This window comes from Streptomyces sp. NPDC029296, assembly GCF_055569255.1.
Map to the genome: position 1 here is coordinate 122715 of NZ_JBVHXT010000003.1, position 21403 is coordinate 144117.

The 21403-nt window shown below is 72.6% G+C and carries 16 protein-coding genes, 1 tRNA gene and 1 pseudogene; 11 read left to right on the top strand and 7 right to left on the bottom strand.

The window, feature by feature from the left end; genetic code table 11:
* Window positions 1-638: 638 nt before the first annotated feature.
* A tRNA-Leu gene (locus tag ACZ4W9_RS03600) sits at window positions 639-726 on the bottom strand.
* A 326-nt stretch (window positions 727-1052) separates the two neighbouring features.
* Here ACZ4W9_RS03600 and ACZ4W9_RS03605 point away from each other — a divergent pair.
* The 4 genes from ACZ4W9_RS03605 (at window position 1053) to ACZ4W9_RS03620 (ending at window position 7683) form a co-directional block, all read left to right on the top strand.
* The gene (locus tag ACZ4W9_RS03605) at window positions 1053-2729 is read left to right on the top strand and encodes a thiamine pyrophosphate-binding protein (protein WP_467933117.1); all 1677 of its coding nucleotides are present in this window, start codon (window positions 1053-1055) and stop codon (window positions 2727-2729) included.
* Between the two features lie 11 nt (window positions 2730-2740).
* Window positions 2741-3973, top strand: a complete 1233-nt coding sequence (gene frc, locus ACZ4W9_RS03610) for a formyl-CoA transferase (RefSeq protein WP_467932897.1) — start codon at window positions 2741-2743, stop codon at window positions 3971-3973.
* Between the two features lies 1 nt (window position 3974).
* A complete protein-coding gene (locus tag ACZ4W9_RS03615; RefSeq protein ID WP_467932899.1) occupies window positions 3975-6122 on the top strand; it encodes an acetate--CoA ligase family protein in 2148 nt (715 codons plus the stop codon).
* A gap of 151 nt (window positions 6123-6273) precedes the next feature.
* A complete protein-coding gene (locus tag ACZ4W9_RS03620; protein WP_467932900.1) occupies window positions 6274-7683 on the top strand; it encodes an OFA family MFS transporter in 1410 nt (469 codons plus the stop codon).
* A gap of 73 nt (window positions 7684-7756) precedes the next feature.
* Here ACZ4W9_RS03620 and ACZ4W9_RS03625 read toward each other — a convergent pair whose 3' ends face one another.
* Together ACZ4W9_RS03625 and ACZ4W9_RS03630 are read right to left on the bottom strand one after the other, a co-directional pair.
* Window positions 7757-8434: a GntR family transcriptional regulator gene (locus tag ACZ4W9_RS03625; RefSeq protein ID WP_467932901.1), complete on the bottom strand. Its 678-nt coding sequence runs from the start codon at window positions 8432-8434 to the stop codon at window positions 7757-7759.
* A gap of 130 nt (window positions 8435-8564) precedes the next feature.
* Window positions 8565-9512, bottom strand: coding sequence for a beta-ketoacyl-ACP synthase III (locus ACZ4W9_RS03630; protein ID WP_467932903.1), 948 nt, complete (start codon window positions 9510-9512; stop codon window positions 8565-8567).
* Between the two features lie 204 nt (window positions 9513-9716).
* Here ACZ4W9_RS03630 and fdhD point away from each other — a divergent pair, with 204 nt between their 5' ends.
* Window positions 9717-10565, top strand: coding sequence for a formate dehydrogenase accessory sulfurtransferase FdhD (gene fdhD, locus ACZ4W9_RS03635; protein WP_467932904.1), 849 nt, complete (start codon window positions 9717-9719; stop codon window positions 10563-10565).
* Window positions 10566-10586: 21 nt separating this feature from the next.
* On the opposite strand, the gene ACZ4W9_RS03640 is transcribed toward fdhD, so the two are convergent.
* Window positions 10587-11024: a MarR family winged helix-turn-helix transcriptional regulator gene (locus ACZ4W9_RS03640; protein WP_467932905.1), complete on the bottom strand. Its 438-nt coding sequence runs from the start codon at window positions 11022-11024 to the stop codon at window positions 10587-10589.
* Between the two features lie 137 nt (window positions 11025-11161).
* On the opposite strand from ACZ4W9_RS03640, the gene ACZ4W9_RS03645 reads away from it, so the two are divergent.
* Complete coding sequence (locus tag ACZ4W9_RS03645) at window positions 11162-12079, top strand: quinone oxidoreductase family protein (RefSeq protein WP_467932907.1); 918 nt, start codon at window positions 11162-11164, stop codon at window positions 12077-12079.
* A gap of 112 nt (window positions 12080-12191) precedes the next feature.
* Window positions 12192-14069 carry an exo-alpha-sialidase gene (locus ACZ4W9_RS03650; RefSeq protein ID WP_467933118.1) on the top strand — a complete coding sequence of 626 codons (1878 nt, stop codon included), beginning with the start codon at window positions 12192-12194 and terminating at the stop codon, window positions 14067-14069.
* Here the strand turns inward: ACZ4W9_RS03650 and ACZ4W9_RS03655 are convergent.
* Entirely contained in the window at window positions 14019-15083 is a 1065-nt protein-coding gene (locus tag ACZ4W9_RS03655) for a bile acid:sodium symporter family protein (protein WP_467932908.1), read from the bottom strand. The genes ACZ4W9_RS03650 and ACZ4W9_RS03655 overlap by 51 nt on opposite strands.
* Window positions 15084-15274: 191 nt before the next feature.
* On the opposite strand from ACZ4W9_RS03655, the gene ACZ4W9_RS03660 reads away from it, so the two are divergent.
* The 3 genes from ACZ4W9_RS03660 (at window position 15275) to ACZ4W9_RS03670 (ending at window position 19604) form a co-directional block, all read left to right on the top strand.
* Window positions 15275-16144, top strand: a complete 870-nt coding sequence (locus tag ACZ4W9_RS03660; protein WP_467932909.1) for a LysR substrate-binding domain-containing protein — start codon at window positions 15275-15277, stop codon at window positions 16142-16144.
* Between the two features lie 669 nt (window positions 16145-16813).
* Window positions 16814-18640: an AMP-dependent synthetase/ligase gene (locus ACZ4W9_RS03665; RefSeq protein WP_467932911.1), complete on the top strand. Its 1827-nt coding sequence runs from the start codon at window positions 16814-16816 to the stop codon at window positions 18638-18640.
* Between the two features lie 127 nt (window positions 18641-18767).
* Entirely contained in the window at window positions 18768-19604 is an 837-nt protein-coding gene (locus ACZ4W9_RS03670) for an aldo/keto reductase (protein WP_467932912.1), read from the top strand.
* A 26-nt stretch (window positions 19605-19630) separates the two neighbouring features.
* On the opposite strand, the gene ACZ4W9_RS03675 is transcribed toward ACZ4W9_RS03670, so the two are convergent.
* On the bottom strand, window positions 19631-20242 hold the full coding sequence (locus ACZ4W9_RS03675) for a hypothetical protein (protein WP_467932913.1): 612 nt from the start codon (window positions 20240-20242) through the stop codon (window positions 19631-19633).
* Between the two features lie 202 nt (window positions 20243-20444).
* Between ACZ4W9_RS03675 and ACZ4W9_RS03680 the strand changes: the two genes are divergently transcribed.
* On the top strand, window positions 20445-21140 hold the full coding sequence (locus tag ACZ4W9_RS03680; RefSeq protein WP_467932915.1) for a glycoside hydrolase family 75 protein: 696 nt from the start codon (window positions 20445-20447) through the stop codon (window positions 21138-21140).
* 12 nt (window positions 21141-21152) lie between these two features.
* Here ACZ4W9_RS03680 and ACZ4W9_RS03685 read toward each other — a convergent pair.
* Window positions 21153-21369: pseudogene (locus ACZ4W9_RS03685) on the bottom strand (short-chain dehydrogenase); the annotation flags it as partial.
* Window positions 21370-21403: the final 34 nt, after the last annotated feature.

Here is a 21403-nt window from a genome sequence, read left to right on the forward strand (position 1 = left end):
ACGCAGCGAAGTCCTGGGGTGGAAGTGGTCGCTCATCCACTGGGATGAGTGCGCCATCGAACTGGCCTGGGTCGCGCTCGAGGAAGGCAACACCTACCGGCTGCGGAAGCTGACCAAGGACGGAGACGACAACGCGATCATCTACGTAGACCAAGCCCTGATGAACGTCCTCAAGTGGCAGAAGGAACGCCAGGACGGGGAGCGGGAATGCCTCGGGGATCTCTGGGTGGACCATGACCTCGTGTTCGCCCGCGACGGCTTCAAGCTGTACCGGGGCGAGGCAGGCGGACCGCAGGACCCGAGAAGGTGTCGGCCCGCTGGCGGACGGCACGTAACCATCCGCACCTGCCGGAGAACTTCCGGCTGCACGACTGGCGGGCGTCGAAGATCAGAACGATCTCGACAACCACGAGAACCCGGTAGAGGTCTCGGCCAACGCCCGGCGCCCTCGCCGGGCTACACCATGGCGCGCTACGGCAGGCGCCGCGCCGAAGGGGCGAAGAAGCTGGCCGCTTCCAGCGCTGCCCGTATCGGCCTGTCATCCCTGGCCTGACAGGAAGTTCGCTCGGCTGTTGGTCACGGTTGGTCACGCCCCAACCGGAAAAACAGAAAAACCCCAGATGAACTGGGGTCTCTGCTGGTGTCCGAGGGGGGACTTGAACCCCCACGCCCGATAAAGGGCACTAGCACCTCAAGCTAGCGCGTCTGCCATTCCGCCACCCGGACCAGGTGTCTGCCGCCTTGCGGGGCGTGTTCCCCGCGGCGACATGGACAACAATACCAAGGTTTCGGAGTGCGTTTCACCTGCGTATCCGCCCCCGGGGGGCAGGCGGGAGGGGCTCCCACCAGCGCGGGCGCCGGCGCGGGCACCGTCGCACACGGTCGGCGAGGGCGGCCGTACGCACCGTGAGGGAGACGGCCCGCCGGGCCGCGTGGCCGGATGTGAGCGCACCCTCTGGACACCACTCACCGGATGAGGGATAACCAGTCCATACAGTATTCGTCGACTGTATGCAATGTGCGGTATGCACATCTACGAAAGGGGCCTCGTCATGCCCGACCAGGACCTGATCTCCGGCGGCCACCTCGTCGCCAAGGCGCTGAAGGCCGAAGGCGTCGACCGGGTCTACACCCTCTGCGGCGGCCACATCATCGACATCTACGACGGCTGCGTGGACGAGGGGATCGAGGTCGTCGACGTACGTCACGAGCAGGTCGCCGCGCACGCCGCCGACGGCTACGCCCGGATCACCGGCACACCGGGCTGCGCGGTCGTCACCGCCGGGCCCGGTACGACCGACGCCGTCACCGGGGTCGCCAACGCGTTGCGCGCGGAGTCCCCGATGCTGCTCATCGGCGGCCAGGGCGCCCTCACCCAGCACAAGATGGGGTCCCTCCAGGACCTGCCGCACGTCGACATGATGACGCCGATCACCAAGTTCGCGGCGACCGTGCCCGACACCGCCCGCGCCGCGGACATGGTGTCGATGGCCTTCCGCGAGTGCTACCACGGAGCCCCCGGCCCCTCCTTCCTGGAGATCCCCCGGGACGTCCTCGACGCCAAGGTGCCGCGCGAGACGGCCCGGGTGCCCCGCGCCGGCGCCTACCGGGCCTCGACCCGCTCGGCCGGCGACCCGGAGGCGGTCGAGCGGCTCGCCGACCTGCTGGTGCACGCCCGCAAGCCCGCGATCCTGCTCGGCAGCCAGGTGTGGTCGACCCGCGGCACCGAGGCCGCCGTCGCGCTGGTGCGCGCCCTGAACATCCCGGCGTACATGAACGGCGCCGGACGCGGCACCCTCCCGCCCGGCGACCCGCACCACTTCCAGCTCTCCCGGCGGTACGCCTTCTCGCACGCCGACGTCATCGTGATCGTCGGCACCCCGTTCGACTTCCGCATGGGCTACGGCAAGCGCCTGTCCCCCGACGCGACGGTCGTGCAGATCGATCTCGACTACCGGACCGTCGGCAAGAACCGCGACGTCGGCCTCGGGATCGTCGGCGACGCCGGACTGGTCCTGGCCGCCGTCACCCAGGCCGCGTCCGGACGGACCGACGGCGGTGCCGTGCGGCGCAAGGAGTGGCTGGACGAGCTGCGCGCGGCCGAGCAGGCCGCCGTCGAGAGGCGGCTGCCGCAGCTCAGGTCGGACGCCTCGCCCATCCATCCGTACCGGCTGGTCGGCGAGATCAACGACTTCCTCACCGAGGACTCGGTGTACATCGGCGACGGCGGCGACATCGTCACCTTCTCCGGGCAGGTCGTCCAGCCGAAGTCACCCGGCCACTGGATGGATCCCGGCCCGCTCGGCACCCTCGGCGTCGGCATCCCCTTCGTGCTCGCCGCCAAGCAGGCCCGCCCGGACAAGGAGGTGGTCGCCCTCTTCGGCGACGGCGCCTTCTCGCTCACCGGCTGGGACTTCGAGACCCTCGTCCGCTACGACCTCCCCTTCGTCGGCATCGTCGGCAACAACTCCTCCATGAACCAGATCCGCTACGGCCAGGCCGCCAAGTACGGCAAGGACCGCGAGCGGATCGGCAACACCCTCGGCGACGTGCCGTACGACGAGTTCGCGCGCATCCTCGGCGGTCACGGCGAGGAGGTCCGCGACCCCGCCGACATCGGCCCCGCCCTGCGCCGGGCCCGCGAGTCCGGCAAGCCGTCCCTGATCAACGTCTGGGTCGACCCGGACGCGTACGCCCCCGGAACCATGAACCAGACGATGTACAAGTGAGGTGAACGCCCATGACCGCCAAGGCACTCGAGGGCATCCGCGTCCTCGACATGACGCATGTCCAGTCCGGGCCGTCCGCCACCCAGCTGCTCGCCTGGCTCGGCGCGGACGTCGTCAAGCTGGAGGCGCCGACCGGGGACATCACCCGCAGGCAGCTGCGGGACCTGCCTAACGTCGACTCTCTGTACTTCACGATGCTCAACTGCAACAAGCGCAGCATCACGCTGAACACCAAGACCGCGCGCGGCAAGGAGATCCTCACCGAGCTGATCCGGCGCTCGGACGTCCTGGTCGAGAACTTCGGGCCGGGTGCCGTCGACCGGATGGGCTTCGGCTGGGAACGCGTCCGGGAGATCAATCCGCGGATCGTCTACGCCTCGATCAAGGGCTTCGGGGACGGCCCGTACACCCGGTTCAAGGCGTACGAGGTCGTCGCGCAGGCCATGGGCGGGTCGATGGCGACCACCGGTTTCGAGGACGGGCCGCCGCTGGCGACGGGGGCCCAGATCGGGGACTCGGGGACGGGGGTGCACGCCGTCGCGGGGATCCTCGCGGCCCTGTTCCAGCGCGAGCGGACCGGGCGCGGACAGCGGGTCGGCGTGGCCATGCAGCACGCCGTGCTCAACCTGTGCCGGGTGAAGCTGCGCGACCAGCAGCGCCTGGCCCACGGGCCGCTCGCCGAATACCCCAACGAGGACTTCGGCGAGGAGGTCCCCCGCTCGGGGAACGCGTCCGGCGGCGGCCAGCCGGGCTGGGCGGTCAAGTGCGCGCCGGGCGGGCCGAACGACTACGTGTACGTCATCGTCCAGCCCGTCGGCTGGCGGCCGATCACCGAACTCATCGGCCGGCCGGAACTCGCCGACGACCCCGAGTGGGCCACGCCCGAGGCGCGGCTGCCGAAGCTGAACAAGATGTTCCAGCTGATCGAGGAGTGGTCGGCCACGCTGCCCAAGTGGGAGGTGCTGGAGCGGCTGACCGCGCAGGACGTCCCGTGCGGCCCGATCCTGTCCACCAAGGAGATCATCGAGGACGCCTCGCTGGCCGCCGACGGCATGGTGGTCCGCGTCCCGCACCCCGAGCGCGGCGAGTTCGTCACCGTCGGCAGCCCGATCAAGCTCTCCGACTCCCCCGTGGAGGTGACGGCCTCGCCCCTGCTCGGCGAGCACAACGAGGAGGTCTACGCGGCCGAACTGGGCCTCGCGGACGACGCATTGCGCCTGCTGAAGTCGGACGGGGTGATCTGAGGTGACGACCGGGGACCGGAGGGCACGGGTGCGGGCGGTGCTGGAGTCGGTGCGGGCCGAGGGCCGTACCGCGCTGACCGCGCCCGAGGGCAGGGTGGTGGCCGAGGCGTACGGGATCGCCGTACCGGCCGAGGAAGTGGCCAGGGACGTGGAGGAGGCGGTGGCCGCGGCGGAGCGGCTGGGCGGACCGGTGGTGCTGAAGATCGTCTCGCCGGACATCCTGCACAAGACCGAGGCCGGCGGGGTCGTCGTGGGGGTGGAGGGCGCGGAGCGGGTGCGGGCCGCGTTCCACCGGATCGTCGCGGGCGCGCGTGCCTACGACGCCGGGGCCCGCACCGAGGGCGTGCTGGTGCAGGAGTTGCTGCCGGCGGGCCAGGAGGTCATCGTCGGCGCGGTCACCGATCCCGCGTTCGGGAAGGTGGTGGCGTTCGGGCTGGGCGGGGTGCTGGTGGAGGTGCTGAAGGACGTGACGTTCCGCCTCGCGCCGGTCGGTGCCGACGAGGCGCTGTCGATGCTCGACTCCCTCCGGGCCGCGGAGGTCCTGCGCGGGGTCCGCGGACGGGCCGGGGTGGACCGGCCGGCGGTGGCCGGGCAGATCCGGCGGGTGTCCGAACTCGTCGCGGACTTCCCCGAGATCGCGGAGGTGGATCTCAATCCGGTGATCGCCACGGACCGGGGCGCGGTCGCCGCCGACATCCGGGTGATCCTCGCCGAGCAGCGCCGGCCGGCGCGCAGGACGTACACCCGCGAGGAGATCCTCGCTTCGATGCGCCGGCTGATGCGGCCGCGCGCGGTCGCCGTGATCGGCGCGTCGAACGAGCCGGGCAAGATCGGCAATTCGGTGATGCGCAATCTGGTCGACGGCGGCTTCGCGGGCGACATCCACCCGGTCAACCCCCGGGCCGACGACATCCTGGGCCGCAAGGCGTACCGGAGCGTGACCGACGTGCCGGGCGAGGTGGACGTGGCCGTCTTCGCCATCCCGGCGCGGCGGGTGGCGGCGGCCCTGGAGGAGGTGGGACGCAAGGGCGTTCCCAACGCGGTCCTCATCCCGTCCGGGTTCGCGGAGACCGGCGAGCACGCGCTCCAGGCGGAACTGGTGGAGATCGCCGAGCGGTACGGCGTCCGCCTGCTCGGCCCGAACATCTACGGCTACTACTCCACCTGGCAGGACCTGTGCGCCACGTTCTGCACGCCGTACGACGTCAAGGGCCCGGTGGCGCTGACCTCGCAGTCGGGTGGCATCGGCATGGCCGTCCTCGGCTTCGCGCGCGCCACCAGAACGGGCGTGTCGGCGATCGTCGGCCTCGGCAACAAGGCGGACCTGGACGAGGACGACCTGCTGACCTGGTTCGGCGAGGATCCGCACACCGAATGCGTCGCCATGCACCTGGAAGACCTCAAGGACGGGCGGGCGTTCGTGGCGGCGGCCCGGGAGGTCGTGCCGAAGAAGCCGGTGGTGGTGCTGAAGGCGGGCCGGACGGCGGCGGGCGCGAAGGCGGCCGGTTCGCACACCGGGGCGCTGGCGGGCGACGACGCGGTCTACGACGACATCCTCCGGCAGGCCGGGGTGATCCGGGCTCCCGGCCTGAACGACCTGCTGGAGTACGCGCGCGCGTTGCCGGTCCTGCCCGCCCCGAAGGGCGACAACGTCGTCATCATCACCGGCGCCGGCGGCAGCGGGGTGCTGCTGTCGGACGCCGTGACGGACAACGGGCTCACGCTGATGGAGATCCCGCCCGACCTGGACGAGGCGTTCCGCCGGTTCATCCCGCCGTTCGGCGCGGCCGGCAACCCGGTCGACATCACCGGGGGCGAGCCGCCGTCGACGTACGAGGCGACGATCCGGCTGGCCCTCGCGGACCCGCGCGTGCACGCCCTGGTGCTCGGCTACTGGCACACCATCGTCACCCCGCCGATGGTGTTCGCCGAGCTGACCGCGCGCGTGGTGGCCGAGTTCCGCGAACGCGGTGTCGAGAAGCCGGTGGTGGCCTCCCTCGCCGGTGACGTGGAGGTCGAGGAGGCCTGCCGGTACCTGTTCGAGCGGGGGGTCGTGGCGTACCCGTACACGACCGAGAAGCCGGTGTCCGTGCTCGCCGCGAAGTACCGGTGGGCGCGCGCGGCCGGCCGGCTGCGGGGCGGTTCGTGAGGTGACGGGGGCTCCGGCCCCGAACGGCATCACCCGCCCCTCCGTCGGCGCGGCCTCCTGTGCGCGGCGCCGGGCCCCACCCCGTGCCCGGCGCACCGCCCGTACCCCACACCCCCCACCCGTCCCCCCATCGGCGAGGAGCCGGCCCCACATGACGTCAGATCCCATGGAGACCCGGAAGACCCCGGCCGGACCGGAGGCGCCGTACCGCGCGTACCGCGAGGTGACCGACGCCCGCGGCCGCGTCTACCGCGTCGGCGAGACGGACCGGGACATCCTCGGTCACTCGCGCAAGCTCATGGTGTACCTCCCCTGGCTCTCCATGATGGCCATCAGTGTCTCGGAGTACGCCTACGGCTCCGCGGAGGACACCTTGTCCTCCGCCCACGGCTGGACCCAGAGCGACACGTTCTGGATCCTGAGCGTCTGGATCTTCTTCCAGGCGGGCATCGCGTTCCCGGCGGGCTGGCTGCGCGAGCGGGGCCTGCTGACGGCCCGCCGGGCGATGTACACCGGCGCCGTGATGTGTCTGCTCGGCTTCCTGGCCCTGTCCCACTTCCACGAGGTCCTGCCGGCCATCCTCGGCTTCGGTGTCGTGGGCGGTGTCGGCTCCGGGCTGATCTACGCCACGTGCATCAACATGGTCGGCAAGTGGTTCCCGGAGCGGCGCGGGGCGAAGACCGGCTTCGTCAACGGGGGCTTCGCCTACGGCTCGCTGCCCTTCATCTTCATCTTCAACTACGCCTTCGACACGGGCGACTACGAGCGGGTGCTCGATCTGATCGGCGGTTACGTCCTGGTCGTGGTCGCGGTCTGCGCGTTCTTCTTCCAGGACCCGCCGAAGAACTGGTGGCCGGCCGACGTGGACCCGCCGGCCCGTGCCGGGAGCGGCGCCGTTACCGCGAGCCTGGCGAAGAACCCGCCGGCGGTGCGCCAGTACACGCCCGGTGAGGCCATCCGGACCGGGATGCTCCCGCTGATGTGGGTCATGATCGTGATGACGGCGGGAGTGTCGATCTTCGGGATCTCCTTCCAGGTCGACTTCGCCAAGGAGGTCGGCTTCGGCCCCCTGGTCGCCGCCTCCTCGATGGGTGTCATGGCGGTCGTCAACGGCGTCGGCCGCGCGGTGGTCGGCTGGCTGTCGGACCTGTGGGGCCGCAGGACGACACTGGTGTTCGTCATCGTGGTGCTGGGGCTCGCGCAGTTCGGTGTCATCTGGGCCGGCGAATCGCGCGACCAGTGGCTGTTCCTGTTCTTCGCCTTCCTCTCCGGCTTCGGCGGCGGCGCGTTCTACCCGCTGTTCGCGGCGCTGACCCCGGACTACTTCGGCGAGAACTACAACGCCACCAACTACGGCCTGGTGTACAGCGGCAAGCTGGTCAGCGGCCTGTTCGGCGGCGGTCTCGGCTCGCTGGTGGTCGGCGCGTGGGGCTACGACGGGGCCTACGCGCTGGCCGGCGGTGTCTCGATGGCCGCGGCGGCGCTCGCCCTGCTGCTGCGGCAGCCGGGCCGGGGCGGCACGGGCCGGGTCCCGGCACCGAGGCCGCGCCCCGCCGCCTGACCCCCGGCCCGCCGCGTCTTCCGAGGCGTTCCCCCGTCCACCGGCGAACGGGGGATCGCCCGGCGCATGCCGCTCAGGCGGTCTCGCGCTCGTGGTACGAGCGCCGCGTGTGCTCGGTGTGCGCGCGCATCAGCTCCGTGGCGCGCCGTTCGTCCCGGGCCTCGACGGCGGCGATCAGCTCCCGGTGCTCGATCCACGACTGACGGCCGCGCTGCCGGGCCACCGGGGTGTAGTACCAGCGGACCCGCCGGTCCACCTGGGCGGCGAGCCCGGCGAGGACGGTGTTGCCGGCCAGTTCCATGACCTTGCTGTGGAAGGCCGCGTTGAGGGCGACCGCGCGGTCCACGTCCTCGGCCGCCACGGCCTGTTCGCCCTCGCCGCACAGTTCGTGGAGGACGGCGATGCCGGCGCTGTCCGCGTGCGCGGCGGCCAGCCGGGCCGCCTCCGCCTCCAGCAGGGTGCGGACCGTGAGCAGCTGGTCGGCCTCCTCCTCGGTCGGCTCGTGCACGAACGCGCCCTGGGCGGGCCGCAGATCGACCCAGCCCTCGGTGTTCAGCCGTTGCAGCGCCTCGCGCACGGGCTGGCGGGAAACGCCGAGGTGCCCGGCGAGTTCGCTCTCCACCAGGTGCTGGCCGGGGCGCAGGGCGCGGGTGGTGATGAGTTCGAGCAGCGCCTCGTACACGCGCTCGCGCAGCGGGCCGGGCCTCTCCAGCCTGGGCACCGCCCCCTGCGGCAGTCCGGTCGACAACATCGCGGTCCTCCTGGCGGGTCTGACGCGTGGGCGATGGACGCTCAGTATCGATTGTCTTTCGTCTACAGTCTACGGTGCACAGGATCCTGTACGAGGTCCCGGACGGGGCACACGGAAGCCCGTACGCACCTCAGGGGCAGCGCACGACCTGCCCGGCGTACGAGAGGTTCCCGCCGAATCCGAACAGCAGCACCGGGTCGCCGCTCCGCAGGGCGCCCTGTTCGAGCAGCTTGGAGAAGGCGAGCGGGATGCTGGCGGCCGAGGTGTTGCCGGACTCGGTGACATCCCGGGCGATCACCGCGTTCACGGCGCCGAGCTTGTGGGCCAGCGGCTCGATGATCCGCAGATTGGCCTGGTGCAGCACGACCCCGGCGAGGTCCTCGGGGGCCGTTCCGGCCTTCTCGCAGGCCTGGCGGGCGATGGCCGGCAGCCGGGTGGTGGCCCAGCGGTAGACGCTCTGCCCCTCCTGCGCGAACCGGGGCGGGGTGCCCTCGATGCGGACGGCGTTCCCCATCTCCGGCACCGATCCCCACAGCACCGGCCCGATACCGGGTTCCGTCCCCGGCGGGCACGCGGTCAGCACGGCGGCCCCGGCCCCGTCGCCGACCAGGACGCAGGTGCTGCGGTCGGTCCAGTCGGTGACGTCCGACATCTTGTCGGCGCCGATGACCAGGGCGCGGGTGGCGGCGCCGGCCCGCAGGGCGTGGTCGGCGGTGGCGAGCGCGTGCGTGAAGCCGGCACAGACCACGTTCACGTCCAGGGCGGCGGGCTCCGGGATGCCGAGCCGGGCGGCGACCCGGGCGGCGGTGTTCGGGGAGCGGTCCACGGCGGTGGAGGTGGCGACGAGGACCAGGTCGATGTCGCCGGGGGTCAGGCCGGCCGCGGCGAGGGCCTTGGCGGCGGCGTACGCGGCCAGCTCGTCCACCGGCTCGTCGGGGCCGGCGATGCGCCGGGTCCGGATGCCCACCCGGCTGCGGATCCACTCGTCGCTGGTGTCGACCATGGCCGCCAGGTCGTCGTTGGTGAGCACCCGGGCGGGCTGGTAGTGGCCGATGGCGACGATGCGCGAGCCGTTCATGGCGGGAATCCCCTCGTGGCCGTGTGGCGGGATCCACCAGTGTGGTCAGTGACCGGCGGGTACGACGGCAGGTGAGGCCACAGGAAACCGGCGTCGGGATTGTCGGCTCCGGTCAGAACGTCGGACGTCCCTATGAAACGGGCCCACCACACGGCCCGCACCCCGCCCGGTCCCCCGCCCCCCGGGTGCAGGACAATGAGGCACATGGGACGAGTCACGGAACGACGCAAGGTCCTGCGGATCCGGGACGGGGCGGTCTCCACCCGGCCGGACACGCTCGTCGCGGAGGAACCCCTGGAGATCCGGCTGAACGGCAAGCCGCTCGCGATCACCATGCGGACCCCGGGCGACGACTTCGCGCTGGCCGCCGGCTTCCTGGTCAGCGAGGGCGTCCTGGCCTCGGCGGCGGACCTGCGGAACATCGTCTACTGCGCGGGCGCCACGGCGGACGGCTCGAACACCTACAACGTGGTCGACGTGCGCACCGCCCCCGGTGTCGTCCTCCCGGACTTCACCCTGGAGCGGAACGTCTACACCACCTCCTCCTGCGGCCTGTGCGGCAAGGCCAGCCTGGACGCCGTGCGGACGACCGCGCGCTGGCCCATCGCCGACACTCCCCCGCTGCGGGTCACCCCCGAGCTGCTGGCGGACCTGCCCGGCCGGCTGCGGGCGGCCCAGCGGGTGTTCGACCGGACCGGGGGCCTGCACGCGGCGGCCCTGTTCGACGAGGACGGGGAGCTGCTGGACACCCGCGAGGACGTGGGCCGGCACAACGCGGTCGACAAGCTCGTGGGGCGGGCGCTGCGGAACGACGCGCTGCCGTTGTCCCGGACGCTCCTCATGGTCTCCGGCCGGGCCTCCTTCGAGCTGGCGCAGAAGGCGGTCATGGCGGGCATCCCGGTGCTCGCGGCCGTCTCGGCGCCGTCCTCGCTGGCGGTGGACCTGGCCGCGGAGACCGGCCTGACCCTGGTGGGCTTCCTGCGCGGCACCTCGATGAACGTGTACGCGGGCGAGCACCGGATCGCCCTGCGGGAGCCGGCCGCCCGCAGCTGACCGGGACGCCGGGGCGGCGCGTCAGCCCTCCGTGCCGGAGATACGGGCCAGCAGCCCCATGAACCGCTCCCGTTCGGCGGCCGACAGGGGGGCGAGCAGTTCGTCGTTGGCCTCGCGCGCGGCCTTCTCGCAGCGCACGAGGAGCCGGGCGCCGTCGCCGGTGAGGGAGACGGCGTTCTTGCGCCGGTCGCGGGGGTCGGGTGCGCGCTCGACCAGGCCCCGGGACTGGAGGTCGTTCAGGATGCCGACCACGTCCTTGGGGTCCAGGCGCACGCTGCGGCCCAGGTCGGCCTGGGCGACCGGGGCGAGGTCGCGGACGGCGGAGAGCACGACGTGGTGCCACATCTTCAGTCCCTCGGCCGCCAGGGCGTCGGCGACCAGGGCGCGGCCCCGGGCGGCGGCCCGCCCCAGGAGCCAGCTCGGCAGCGATCGGATCGCGGGCAGGGGTGCTTCGGCCATGACCGCAGCCTAACCGAAGAGTCATTGGACTTCCCAACGAACCTTCTCTACCGTGGGGACCCCCAACGATTTCATGGGTCCCTGCGAACGGCCCCACGGCCGAGTGGGCCGGTGCGCCCGGTCCGAGGAGGTGCGCGATGCGTCGCGTCCGGTACGAGTCCGCCGGCGGCCCCCTGGTCCTCCAGGAGGCGCCCGTCCCCGAACCCGGTCCCGGCGAGCTGCTGGTGCGCTGCGCCGCCGTCGGCGTCACCCTGCCGGTGGTCCGCAAGGTGACCGAGGCCGCCGAGCCGGTGCCGCTGGGCGGGGAGGTCGCGGGCGAGGTGGTGGCGGCCGGCCCCGGCACGACCCGCTTCCGCACGGGCGACCGGGTGACCGGGCTGTGCTTCGGTCACGGGTACGCCGACTTCGCCGTGATCCACGAGGCCATGGCCTCGCCGGTGCCGGACGACGCCGGCTTCGTCACCGCGGTCGCGCTGGTGCGCAGCGGCCTGGTGGCGTACGGCGCGCTGGAGGCGGCACGGTTCGCGCCGGGCGAGTCGGTCCTCGTCACCGCGGCGGCCAGCGGCGTCGGGCACCTCGCGGTGCAGCTCGCCCGGGCGCGGGGCGCGGGCCGGGTGGTGGGGGCCGTCTCCGGCGCCGCGAAGGCGGACTTCGTCCGCTCCCTCGGCGCGGACGACTGCGTCCGGTACGACGACGACGGCTGGGGCGAACCCGTCGACCACGTCCTGGACGCCGTCGGCGGCGAGCTGCTCACCCCGGCGCTGGCCGCGCTCGCCCCCCACGGCCGCCTGGTCGCCTACAGCTCGGGCGGCGGCACGATCCGGGCGTACGACCTGCTGGTGGGCGCGAAGTCGGTGACCGGCTTCCAGCTGGCGCTGATCGCGCGCGAGCAGCCGGAGGTGTACGAGCGGTGGCGGCGGGAGCTGTGGCGGCTGCACGCCGAGGGCGCCCTCAAGCCCGCCGTGCACGGGGAGTTCGCCCTGGAGGAGGCGGCGGCCGCGCACCGGGCGATCACCACCCGGGCCAACCTCGGCAAAGTCGTGCTGCGCCCGTGAGTGCACGCTTCTTGTGAGCCGAGCACCCCCCAACTACCTTCGGTGGGACCCACGTTGGACGTGGGATGTCCGGATGTCCACACGTCCGGCCGACGAAGGGCAGGTCGCACCCGTGCCGTCACCTCTCCGCGCCCGTCTCGGATCCGTACTCGCCACCGCCGCCCTCACCGCCGCCGGGCTGCTCCTGCCGTTCCTGCCCGCTCCCCAGGCCCGCGCCCAGCCGGCCGCCGCGGCACCGGACTTCGAGCAGCAGGTGCTGTTCAAGGCCGCGCAGGACCCCGGTTACGCCTGCTTCCGCATCCCGGCGATCGTCCGGACGACCGACGGCACGCTGCTGGCCTTCGCCGAGGGCCGCGTCCTCAACTGCGGGGACGCCGCCGACATCGACATCGTGCTCAAGCGCTCCACCGACGGCGGGCGCACGTGGGGCCCGCTGCGGGTCGTCACCGAGGGGGCGGGCGACACCCACGGCAACCCGGCACCGGTCGTGGACCGCGACACCGGGCGGATCTGGCTCGCGGAGACGTACAACACGGGCCGTACGGACAGCGCCAACTGCCCGGTCCCCTGCGACCGCTCCCCGCACCTGCAGTACAGCGACGACGACGGCGAGACCTGGTCCGCGCCGCGCGATCTGAGCCCCGAGATCCTGCCCGCCGACTGGAACTCCTGGTACGCCACCGGGCCCGTGCACGGCATCCAGCTGACCCGCGGCCGGTACGCGGGCCGTCTGGTCTTCGGCGTCAACACCGAGACCTGGGACGGGACCAGGGTCACCGCCAACCACGCGGCGTTGATCGTCAGCGACGACCACGGCCGGCACTGGCGGATCGGCGCCACCGACACCTGGCCCGTCGCCGCCGACGGCACCTTCCGGCAGAAGCCCTCCGAACTGACCCTCGCCGAGCGCGGCGACGGCTCGGTCCTGGTCAGCGGGCGCGAGCAGGACGGCACCGACCTCGGCCACCGCACCCAGGCGGTCGGCCGCGACGGCGGCACCGCCTTCACCGGGCCCTTCCGCGCCCTGCCGGACCTGTACACCCCGCAGGTGCAGGGCTCGCTGCTGCGCGTCGGCGACCGGCTGCTGCTCGCCTGCCCCGGCGACCCCGACCGGCGCCGCACCATGATGATCCGCTCCTCCTGGGACGGCGGGCGGACCTGGGACGGCGTGGACCGGGGCACGGTCGTCACCACGGACTGGTCCGGCTACTCGGACCTGGTCCGCGTCGGCTCCGCCGGGATCGGCCTGCTGTACGAGGGCGGGGCGGTGGACGCCCGCGACGAGATCCGCTTCGCCCGCTTCACCGAGGACCGGCTCGGCCCGCGGCGCGGACCCGACCCGGTCACCCCCGACCTCGCCCGGCACGCCCGGCCGGCGGCGGTGCTCGGCGACCCGGAGGACACCGACGGGGTGTCCGGGGACGCGCTGCGGTTCGACGGGACCGACGACGCGGTCCGGCTGTCGTACCGCGCCGCCCTCCCCCTCGGCGCGTCGGACTTCACGGTGTCGCTGTGGTTCCGGTACATGGCGACCGCCGGGGAGCAGCCGCTGCTGTGGATGGGCGGGATCGGCACGAGCCAGCCGCAGGTGTGGCTGCGCGGGGAACCGGCGAGCGACCGGGTGCAGGCGCTGATCACGGTACGGAACGGGGCCGCCGCGCCGCAGTCCGCGTCCGTGCGCACCTCGGCCGCCTACAACGACGGCCGGTGGCACCACGCCGTGCTCCGCCGGGGCGGCGGGCTGCTGTCGCTGTCGGTCGACGGCACGGCCGTCACCACGGCGGACAGGCCGGGCTCGGTCAGCCGTAACTCGCCCTTCGGCGTGCACCTCGGCCAGCGCGTGGACGGCCGCGCCTTCCTCACCGGCGCGCTGGACGAGGTGCGGGTCTGGGACCGGGCGCTGACCGACGGGGAGCTGACGGACCCGGACGTGCTGCGGTCAGCGCAGGACACGGTTCTCTGGCTGCCCCTGGACCGGGTCCGCGGCTGACCCCTCGGGCGCGTCCCCCGGCCCGGGGGACGCGTCCTCGGCCGCCTCCGGGTCGTGGGACCGGCGCTTGGCGATGACGGCGCACACCATCAGCTGCATCTGGTGGAAGAGCATCAGCGGCAGCACGGCCAGGGAGGCGTGGCTGCCGAACAGGACGCTCGCCATGGGCAGCCCGGAGGCGAGGGACTTCTTCGACCCGGCGAACTGCACGGCGATCCGGTCCGCCCGGCCGAAGCCGAGCGCCTTGGCGCCGTACCAGGTCAGGGCCAGCATCACCGCCAGCAGGACGGCTTCGACGCCGAGCAGCCCGGCCAGCCGCAGCGGGCTGACCTGGTGCCAGATGCCCTGGTTCATGCCCTCGCTGAACGCGGTGTAGACGACCAGCAGGATGGAGCCGCGGTCGACCAGGCCGAGGACCTTCTTGTGCCGGGTGACGAACTCACCGATCCAGCGCCGCAGCAGTTGCCCGGCGACGAACGGCACCAGCAGCTGGAGCACGATCCGCAGCAGCGAGTCCGTGGAGAACCCGACCGCGTCACCGCCGAGCAGCCCCGCCGCGAGCAGCGGGGTCAGGACGATGCCGGCGAGGGAGGAGAAGGACCCGGCGCAGATCGCCGCGGGCACGTTGCCGCGGGCGATGGAGGTGAACGCGATGGACGACTGGATGGTGGACGGCACCAGCGTCAGGAACAGCAGGCCCTGGTACAGCGGCTGGGTCAGCAGGACCGGCACCAGGCCCCGGGCGGCCAGCCCGAACACCGGGAAGACGACGAAGGTGCAGATCAGCACGGTCAGGTGCAGCCGCCAGTGGCGCAGCCCGTCCAGCGCCTCGCGGGTGGAAAGCCGCGCGCCGTAGAGGAGGAAGAGGAAGGCGATGGCGGCCGTGGAGGCACCCGAGGTGACGTCGGCGGCGGTGCCCCGGGCCGGGAGGAGGGCGGCGAGCCCCACCGTCCCGAGCAACAGCACGATGTACGGGTCGATCGGCAGCCAACTGGGCCGGCGCAGGCGTGTCACGGCGCTCCGTCTGTTCTGTGTCCGGTTGCTGTTCTGTGTCCGGTCGCTGTTCTGGGCCCGGTCGCTCTGTGTCGCACGGTCCCGGGCCCGCAGGGCCCCTCTCCATCGTCCTCCTGCCGCCGCCGATCGGGAATCCGGTATACCGCTCTGACTGTCATCGCGTTCCGTGATGGCCGCGCTAGGCTCGGGGGGTGTACGAGCCGACGCACCTGCGCACCTTCCTGGCGGTCGCCCAGACGCTGAGCTTCACCCAGGCCGCCCGGCGGCTGGGGCTGCGCCAGTCCACGGTCAGCCAGCATGTGCGGCGGCTGGAGGAGGCGGCCGGGCGGCAGCTGTTCTCCCGGGACACCCACTCGGTGGAGCTGACCGAGGACGGCGAGGCGATGCTCGGCTTCGCCCGCCGGATCCTGGAGGTGCACGAGCAGGCGACGGCGTTCTTCTCCGGCACGCGGGTGCGGGGCCGGCTGCGCTTCGGCGCCTCGGAGGACTTCGTGCTGACCCGGCTGCCGGAGATCCTGGAGGGCTTCCGCTACGACCACCCGGAGGTCGACCTGGAGCTGACCGTGGAGCTGTCCGGCACCCTGTACGAACGGCTGGCGGCCGGGAAGCTCGACCTGGTGCTGGCCAAGCGGCGCCCGGAGGACCCGCGCGGTGAGCTGGTGTGGCGCGACGACCTGGTGTGGATCGGCGCCGAGCGGCTGCGGCTGGAGGCGGACCGGCCCGTCCCGCTGATCGTCTACCCGCCGCCGGGCATCACCCGGGCCCGGGCCCTTCAGGTGCTGGAGCGGCAGGGCCGTCCCTGGCGGATCGTGTGCACGAGCGGCAGCCTCAACGGGCTGATCGCGGCGGCCCGGGCCGGACTCGGGGTGATGGCGCACTCCCGGCGGCTGATTCCGCCGGGCCTGTTCCGGCTGCCGGACCGGGCGGGCCTGCCCGAGCTGGTCAAGGTCGACTTCGTCCTGGTGCACGGCCGCCGCCGGGGCCCGGCCGAGGACGCCGCGAACGCGCTGGCGGCGGCGGTGCTGGCGGGCGGCGAACACCTGCGCCGCAGCACCGGCTGACCGGCGCGGCCGGGCGGCGGGACGTCACCGTGCCGGGTGGTAGGCCGGCTTCTCGACCCGGCCCGGGACGGGCGTCGCCTCCCCGTGCCGCACCCCAGGCGGCCCGGGAGTCCGCTGAGACGGGTGAACCGGGCGGCGGTGTCGCGGACGGCGACGGTGACCAGGGTCCGGCCGACAAAGTCCGGGGCGCCCGGGGCGGTGGTGAGCCACAGGACGGCCGCCTCGGGGTAGCGGTCGGCGGCGGGCCGCTGCCGACCGGCGCGGGCCCGCCGGGCCGGGCGGTGCCGGGCTCGCTCCCGGACCGGACGGCGCTCGTCCCGGGGTACGAGCCGGTCGGGGCTGCCGACGGGCGCCCAGGTGCCGGTGCGGCGGGGCGGCGGGCGCCCGCGCGGGCGGGGACGGGGCTCCGGGACCGCCCGGTGCGGGCGGGTCCCCGTAATCGGGGCGTACAGATTCGGTGGAGATTACGGTACCGAAACCTACGGGCCCGTCGGTAAGGTGTCCGGCCCTTCCCCTTGTGCGGGCATTTCCCCGTGGTCGTCCGGGTGGAACGCGCGGTTTGCCCGGCTTCCGTATCCCTCCCGCGCACCGAGCGTGTGAGGTAGCTTTCACCGCGCTGCCGCGGTGCGGGGACCGTAGACACCGGGGCGCGAGAGACGGGGAGCGAGGTTGCGCGAGTTCACCAACCCTGCGCTGGTGTCGCCGCCGCCCGCGGGCGGCCTGGCCGACATCGTCTTCGAGCACGCCGTGACCGATCCGCTGCGCACGGCGCTCGGCCGCAAGGACGCCGCCGGGCACTGGCGGGACGTGACGGCCGCCGAGTTCCGCGACGAGGTCATGGCCCTCGCCAAGGGCCTGCTGGCCGACGGCGTCCACTTCGGCGACCGCGTCGCGATCATGTGCCGCACCCGCTACGAGTGGACCCTCTTCGACTTCGCCCTGTGGGCCATCGGCGCCCAGGTGGTGCCCGTCTACCCCACCTCCTCGGCCGAGCAGTGCCTCTGGATGCTGCACGACGCCGAGGTGTCCGCGGCGGTCGTGGAGCACGAGGACCACGCGATGACCGTCGCCACCGTCATCGACCGGCTGCCGCGGCTGCGCCGGCTGTGGCAGCTGGACGCCGGCTGTGTGCAGGAGCTGTACGACGCCGGGGCGCACCTGGACGACGAGGTGGTGCACCGGCACCGGCAGGCGGTCACCCCGGACTCGGTCGCCACCGTCGTCTACACCTCCGGCACCACCGGCCGGCCCAAGGGCTGCCTGCTGTCCCACGGCAACTTCATGTGCGAGGCGGACACCGTGCTGCGGCGGTGGGAGCCGGTGTTCCACTCCAGGAAGGGCGACGAGGCGTCCACGCTGCTGTTCCTGCCGCTGGCGCACGTCTTCGGGCGGATGGTCCAGGTCGCCGCGATCCGCGGCCGGGTCCGCTTCGGGCACCAGCCGCACCTGCACGCCGCGGCCCTGCTGCCCGACCTGGCCGCGTTCAGGCCGACGTTCGTCCTCGCGGTGCCGTACATCTTCGAGAAGGTGTTCGACGCGGCCCGCCGCAAGGCCGAGCGCGAGGACAGGTCGGGGCCGTTCGAGAAGGCCGTCGACATCGCCGTGAGGTACGCCGAGGCGGTGGAGGCCAAGGCGTGGGGCACCGGGCCGGGCCCGTCGGCGGCGCTGCGGATGCGGCACCAGTTGTTCGACAAGCTGGTGTACGCCAAGGTCCGCGCCGCGATGGGCGGCCGGATCCGCAACGCGATGTCCGGCGGCTCGGCGATGGACCGCCGGCTGGGCCTGTTCTTCGCGGGTGCGGGCGTGCAGATCTACGAGGGCTACGGCCTGACCGAGTCCACGGCCGCCGCGACCGCCAACCCGCCCGGGCGCACCCGCTACGGCACCGTGGGCCCGCCGATCCCGGGCGTGACCGTGCACATCGCCGACGACGGGGAGGTCTGGCTGCGCGGCGGCACCGTCTTCCAGGGCTATCTCAACAACCGGAAGGCCACCGACGAGACGCTGCACGACGGCTGGCTGGCCACCGGCGACCTGGGCGCGCTGGACGGGGACGGCTATCTGACGATCACCGGCCGCAAGAAGGAGATCCTGGTGACCTCCGGCGGCAAGAGCGTCTCCCCGGCCGTGCTGGAGGAGCGGGTCCGCGAGCATCCGCTGGTCCACCAGTGCGTCGTGGTCGGCAACGACCGCCCCTACGTCGCCGCCCTGGTCACCCTGGACCGGGAGGCGGTCGAGCACTGGCTCCAGATGCGCTGCAAGCCGGGGATGACCTCGGCCGAGCTGGTGCGCGACCCGGATCTGGAGGCCGAGGTGCGGCGCGCGGTGGTGGCCGCCAACACGCTCGTCTCGCAGGCGGAGTCGATCCGCACCTTCCGCATCCTGGCCCAGCCGTTCACCGAGGAACACGGGCTGCTGACCCCGTCGTTGAAGCTGAAGCGCAAGGCGATCGAGAAGGCGTACGAGAACGAGGTGGAGGCTCTCTACCGCGCCTGAGGCCCCGCCTCGGGCACCTCGGCGGGCCCTCGGCGGGGGGTGCGTCGCGCGGTCAGGAATGCGGAACGGCCCGTGATCGTTGACCATGGGAGTAACACATGCCGACAAGCGAAGGACCACGAGGCTCGTGAGCAGCAACGTCCCCCCGATCATCCTCAACAACGGCGTCGAGATGCCCCAGCTGGGATACGGCGTCTGGCAGGTGCCGGACGACGAGGCCGAGCGAGCCGTCGCCACGGCGCTGGAGGCCGGTTACCGCAGCATCGACACCGCCGCGATCTACGGCAACGAAGAGGGCACCGGCAAGGCCATCACCGCCTCCGGCCTGCCGCGCGACGAGATCTTCGTCACCACCAAGCTCTGGAACAGCGACCAGGGCTACGACGCCACGCTGCGCGCCTTCGACACCTCGCTGGCGAAGCTGGGGCTCGACTACGTCGACCTGTACCTGATCCACTGGCCGCTGCCGTCCCGGGACGCCTACGTCGACACCTACAAGGCGTTCGAGAAGCTGCACTCCGACGGCCGGGTGCGCGCCATCGGCGTCTCCAACTTCCTGCCCGAACACCTGCGGCGGCTGACCGAGGAGACCTCGGTCGTCCCGGCGGTCAACCAGATCGAGCTGCACCCGCACCTCCAGCAGCGCGAGTCGCGCGCCGTCCACACGGAGCTGGGCATCGCCACCGAGGCCTGGTCGCCGCTCGGCCAGGGCAAGGGCCTGCTGGAGGTGCCCGCGATCGTGGCCATCGCGCGCAAGCACGACCGCACCCCGGCCCAGGTCGTGCTGCGCTGGCACCTCCAGCTCGGCAACATCGTGATCCCGAAGTCCGTGACGCCGTCCCGGATCAAGGAGAACATCGCGGTGTTCGACTTCAGCCTGGACGACGAGGACCTCGCGGCGATCAGCGCGCTCAACGAGGACCGGCGCATCGGCCCCGACCCCGCCACCTTCGACATGGCCTGATCACCGGCCCGGCGCGACCGCGCGGCTCAGTCGGGGCGCACGTCGGCGTACACGACCTCGAACTCCTCCAGGCCGACCACGTCGACGTGCGCCTTGGCCACCGCCTCGTGGCGCACGCCCGCCATGGCCGCGCGGGAGGCGGCGAGCGCGGCGCGGTCGCGGAACAGGGTGCCGGCCACGGCCCGGCCGCGTTCGCGGTCGAGCAGCAGGGAGGTCCGGCACAGCCCCGGCAGCGCTTCGGCCCGCGGCACCACCGCGGCCCGGAAGGTGTCGACGACCAGGTCCGCGTCGCGCGGGTCGAACTCCAGCCGGACGGCGCGCAGCCGGCCGCCCTGCCGGGGGTGTTCGACCTGATGGGACACCGCGGCCTCGTAGTTGGCGACCGACACCGTGCCGGCGAAGGGCTCCAGCAGCGCCTCGCGCCGCTCGCGCATCACCTCGTCGCTGTGGTGCCGCGCCCCCTCGCTCTCCCACCAGCTCACCGTGAGGAGTTTGCCGGCGTCACGGTCCACGAAGACGCCCGCGCCCCGGTACCCCGGGCGTTCCTCCAGCAGGTCCCGCCCCTCGCTGTTGAGCGACCGGACGGCCGCGTCCAGCAGTGCCGGATCACCGGTCGCGTACACCGCGCGTACGAACATGGGACTCGCCTCCGGAAACGGCGACCGCGGATCGAGTCGAACATCTGAGACGTATCGGTCCCCACCAGTCTCTCCAGCTCCCCGGAGCACCGCAATGCGCGGGCGTTTCAGCCGTTCGCGACACGGGGGTTGACGAGGGCATGCCGTCGGGGCACGGTGGACGCATCTGGTAAGGAAACTTTCCTAACAGAAGGGTCCCACCGTGCGCCTCCGAACCCTCACCCTCGCCGCCGCCTCCGGCACCGCCCTGCTCGCCGCCGGTCTGCTGCCCGCCCACGCCTCCGCCGCCGCCTCCCCGAAGTCCGCCCAGGAGGGCACGGTCACCGCCGCCGACCTGCTCGCCAAGGTGACCTCCTGTTCGCAGATCTCCTCCGGCAAGTACCGGACCGACGAGGAGACCTCGGCCACGGTCCCGGTGTGCGGCAAGAACGGCGCGGTGTTCTGGAAGGCCGACATGGACATCGACTGCGACGGCCAGCGCACCACCAACTGCAACGAGGACCGCGATCCGTGGTTCCAGGCCGACACCGCCTTCCACCAGTCCGACGGCAAGCCGCTGAAGGCGGAGACCCTGCCGTACGTCGTGGTGCCCAGCACCAGCTCCCTCTGGGACTACGCGGGCGCCGGCATCAAGGGCGGCGGTGTGGTCGCCGTCGTCTACAACAACAAGGTCGAGTACGCCGTCGTCGGCGACACCGGTCCCTCGAAGATCATCGGCGAGGCGTCGTACGCCACCGCCAAGGCGCTCGGTATCGACCCGGACCCGGAGACCGGCGGCGCGGACTCGGGGGTGACCTACATCCTGTTCAAGAACTCCAAGGTCTCCCCCATAGAGAGCCACAGCGCCGCCGTCTCGCTCGGAGACCAGCTGGCCAAGCAGTTCCTGGCCGCCAACTGAGGCCCGCCGCCGTCAGGTGGGCCGGCCCACCTGACGGACGATCACCGTGTGGAGATCGACCCCGGCCGGCTGCCGGATCGCCCGGACAACCGAGTCGGCGACCTGGCCGGCGGTCAGCGGGGCCCGGGGGCAGGCTGCCGTAGCCGTCCCAGAAGGGCGTCTCCACCCGGCCGAGGGCCACCAGCGTGACCCCGACGCCGAACTCCGTGACCTGGCCCCGGGTCTCCTTGTCATGTGTGGCCCCTGTGCGCCGGATGAACGCC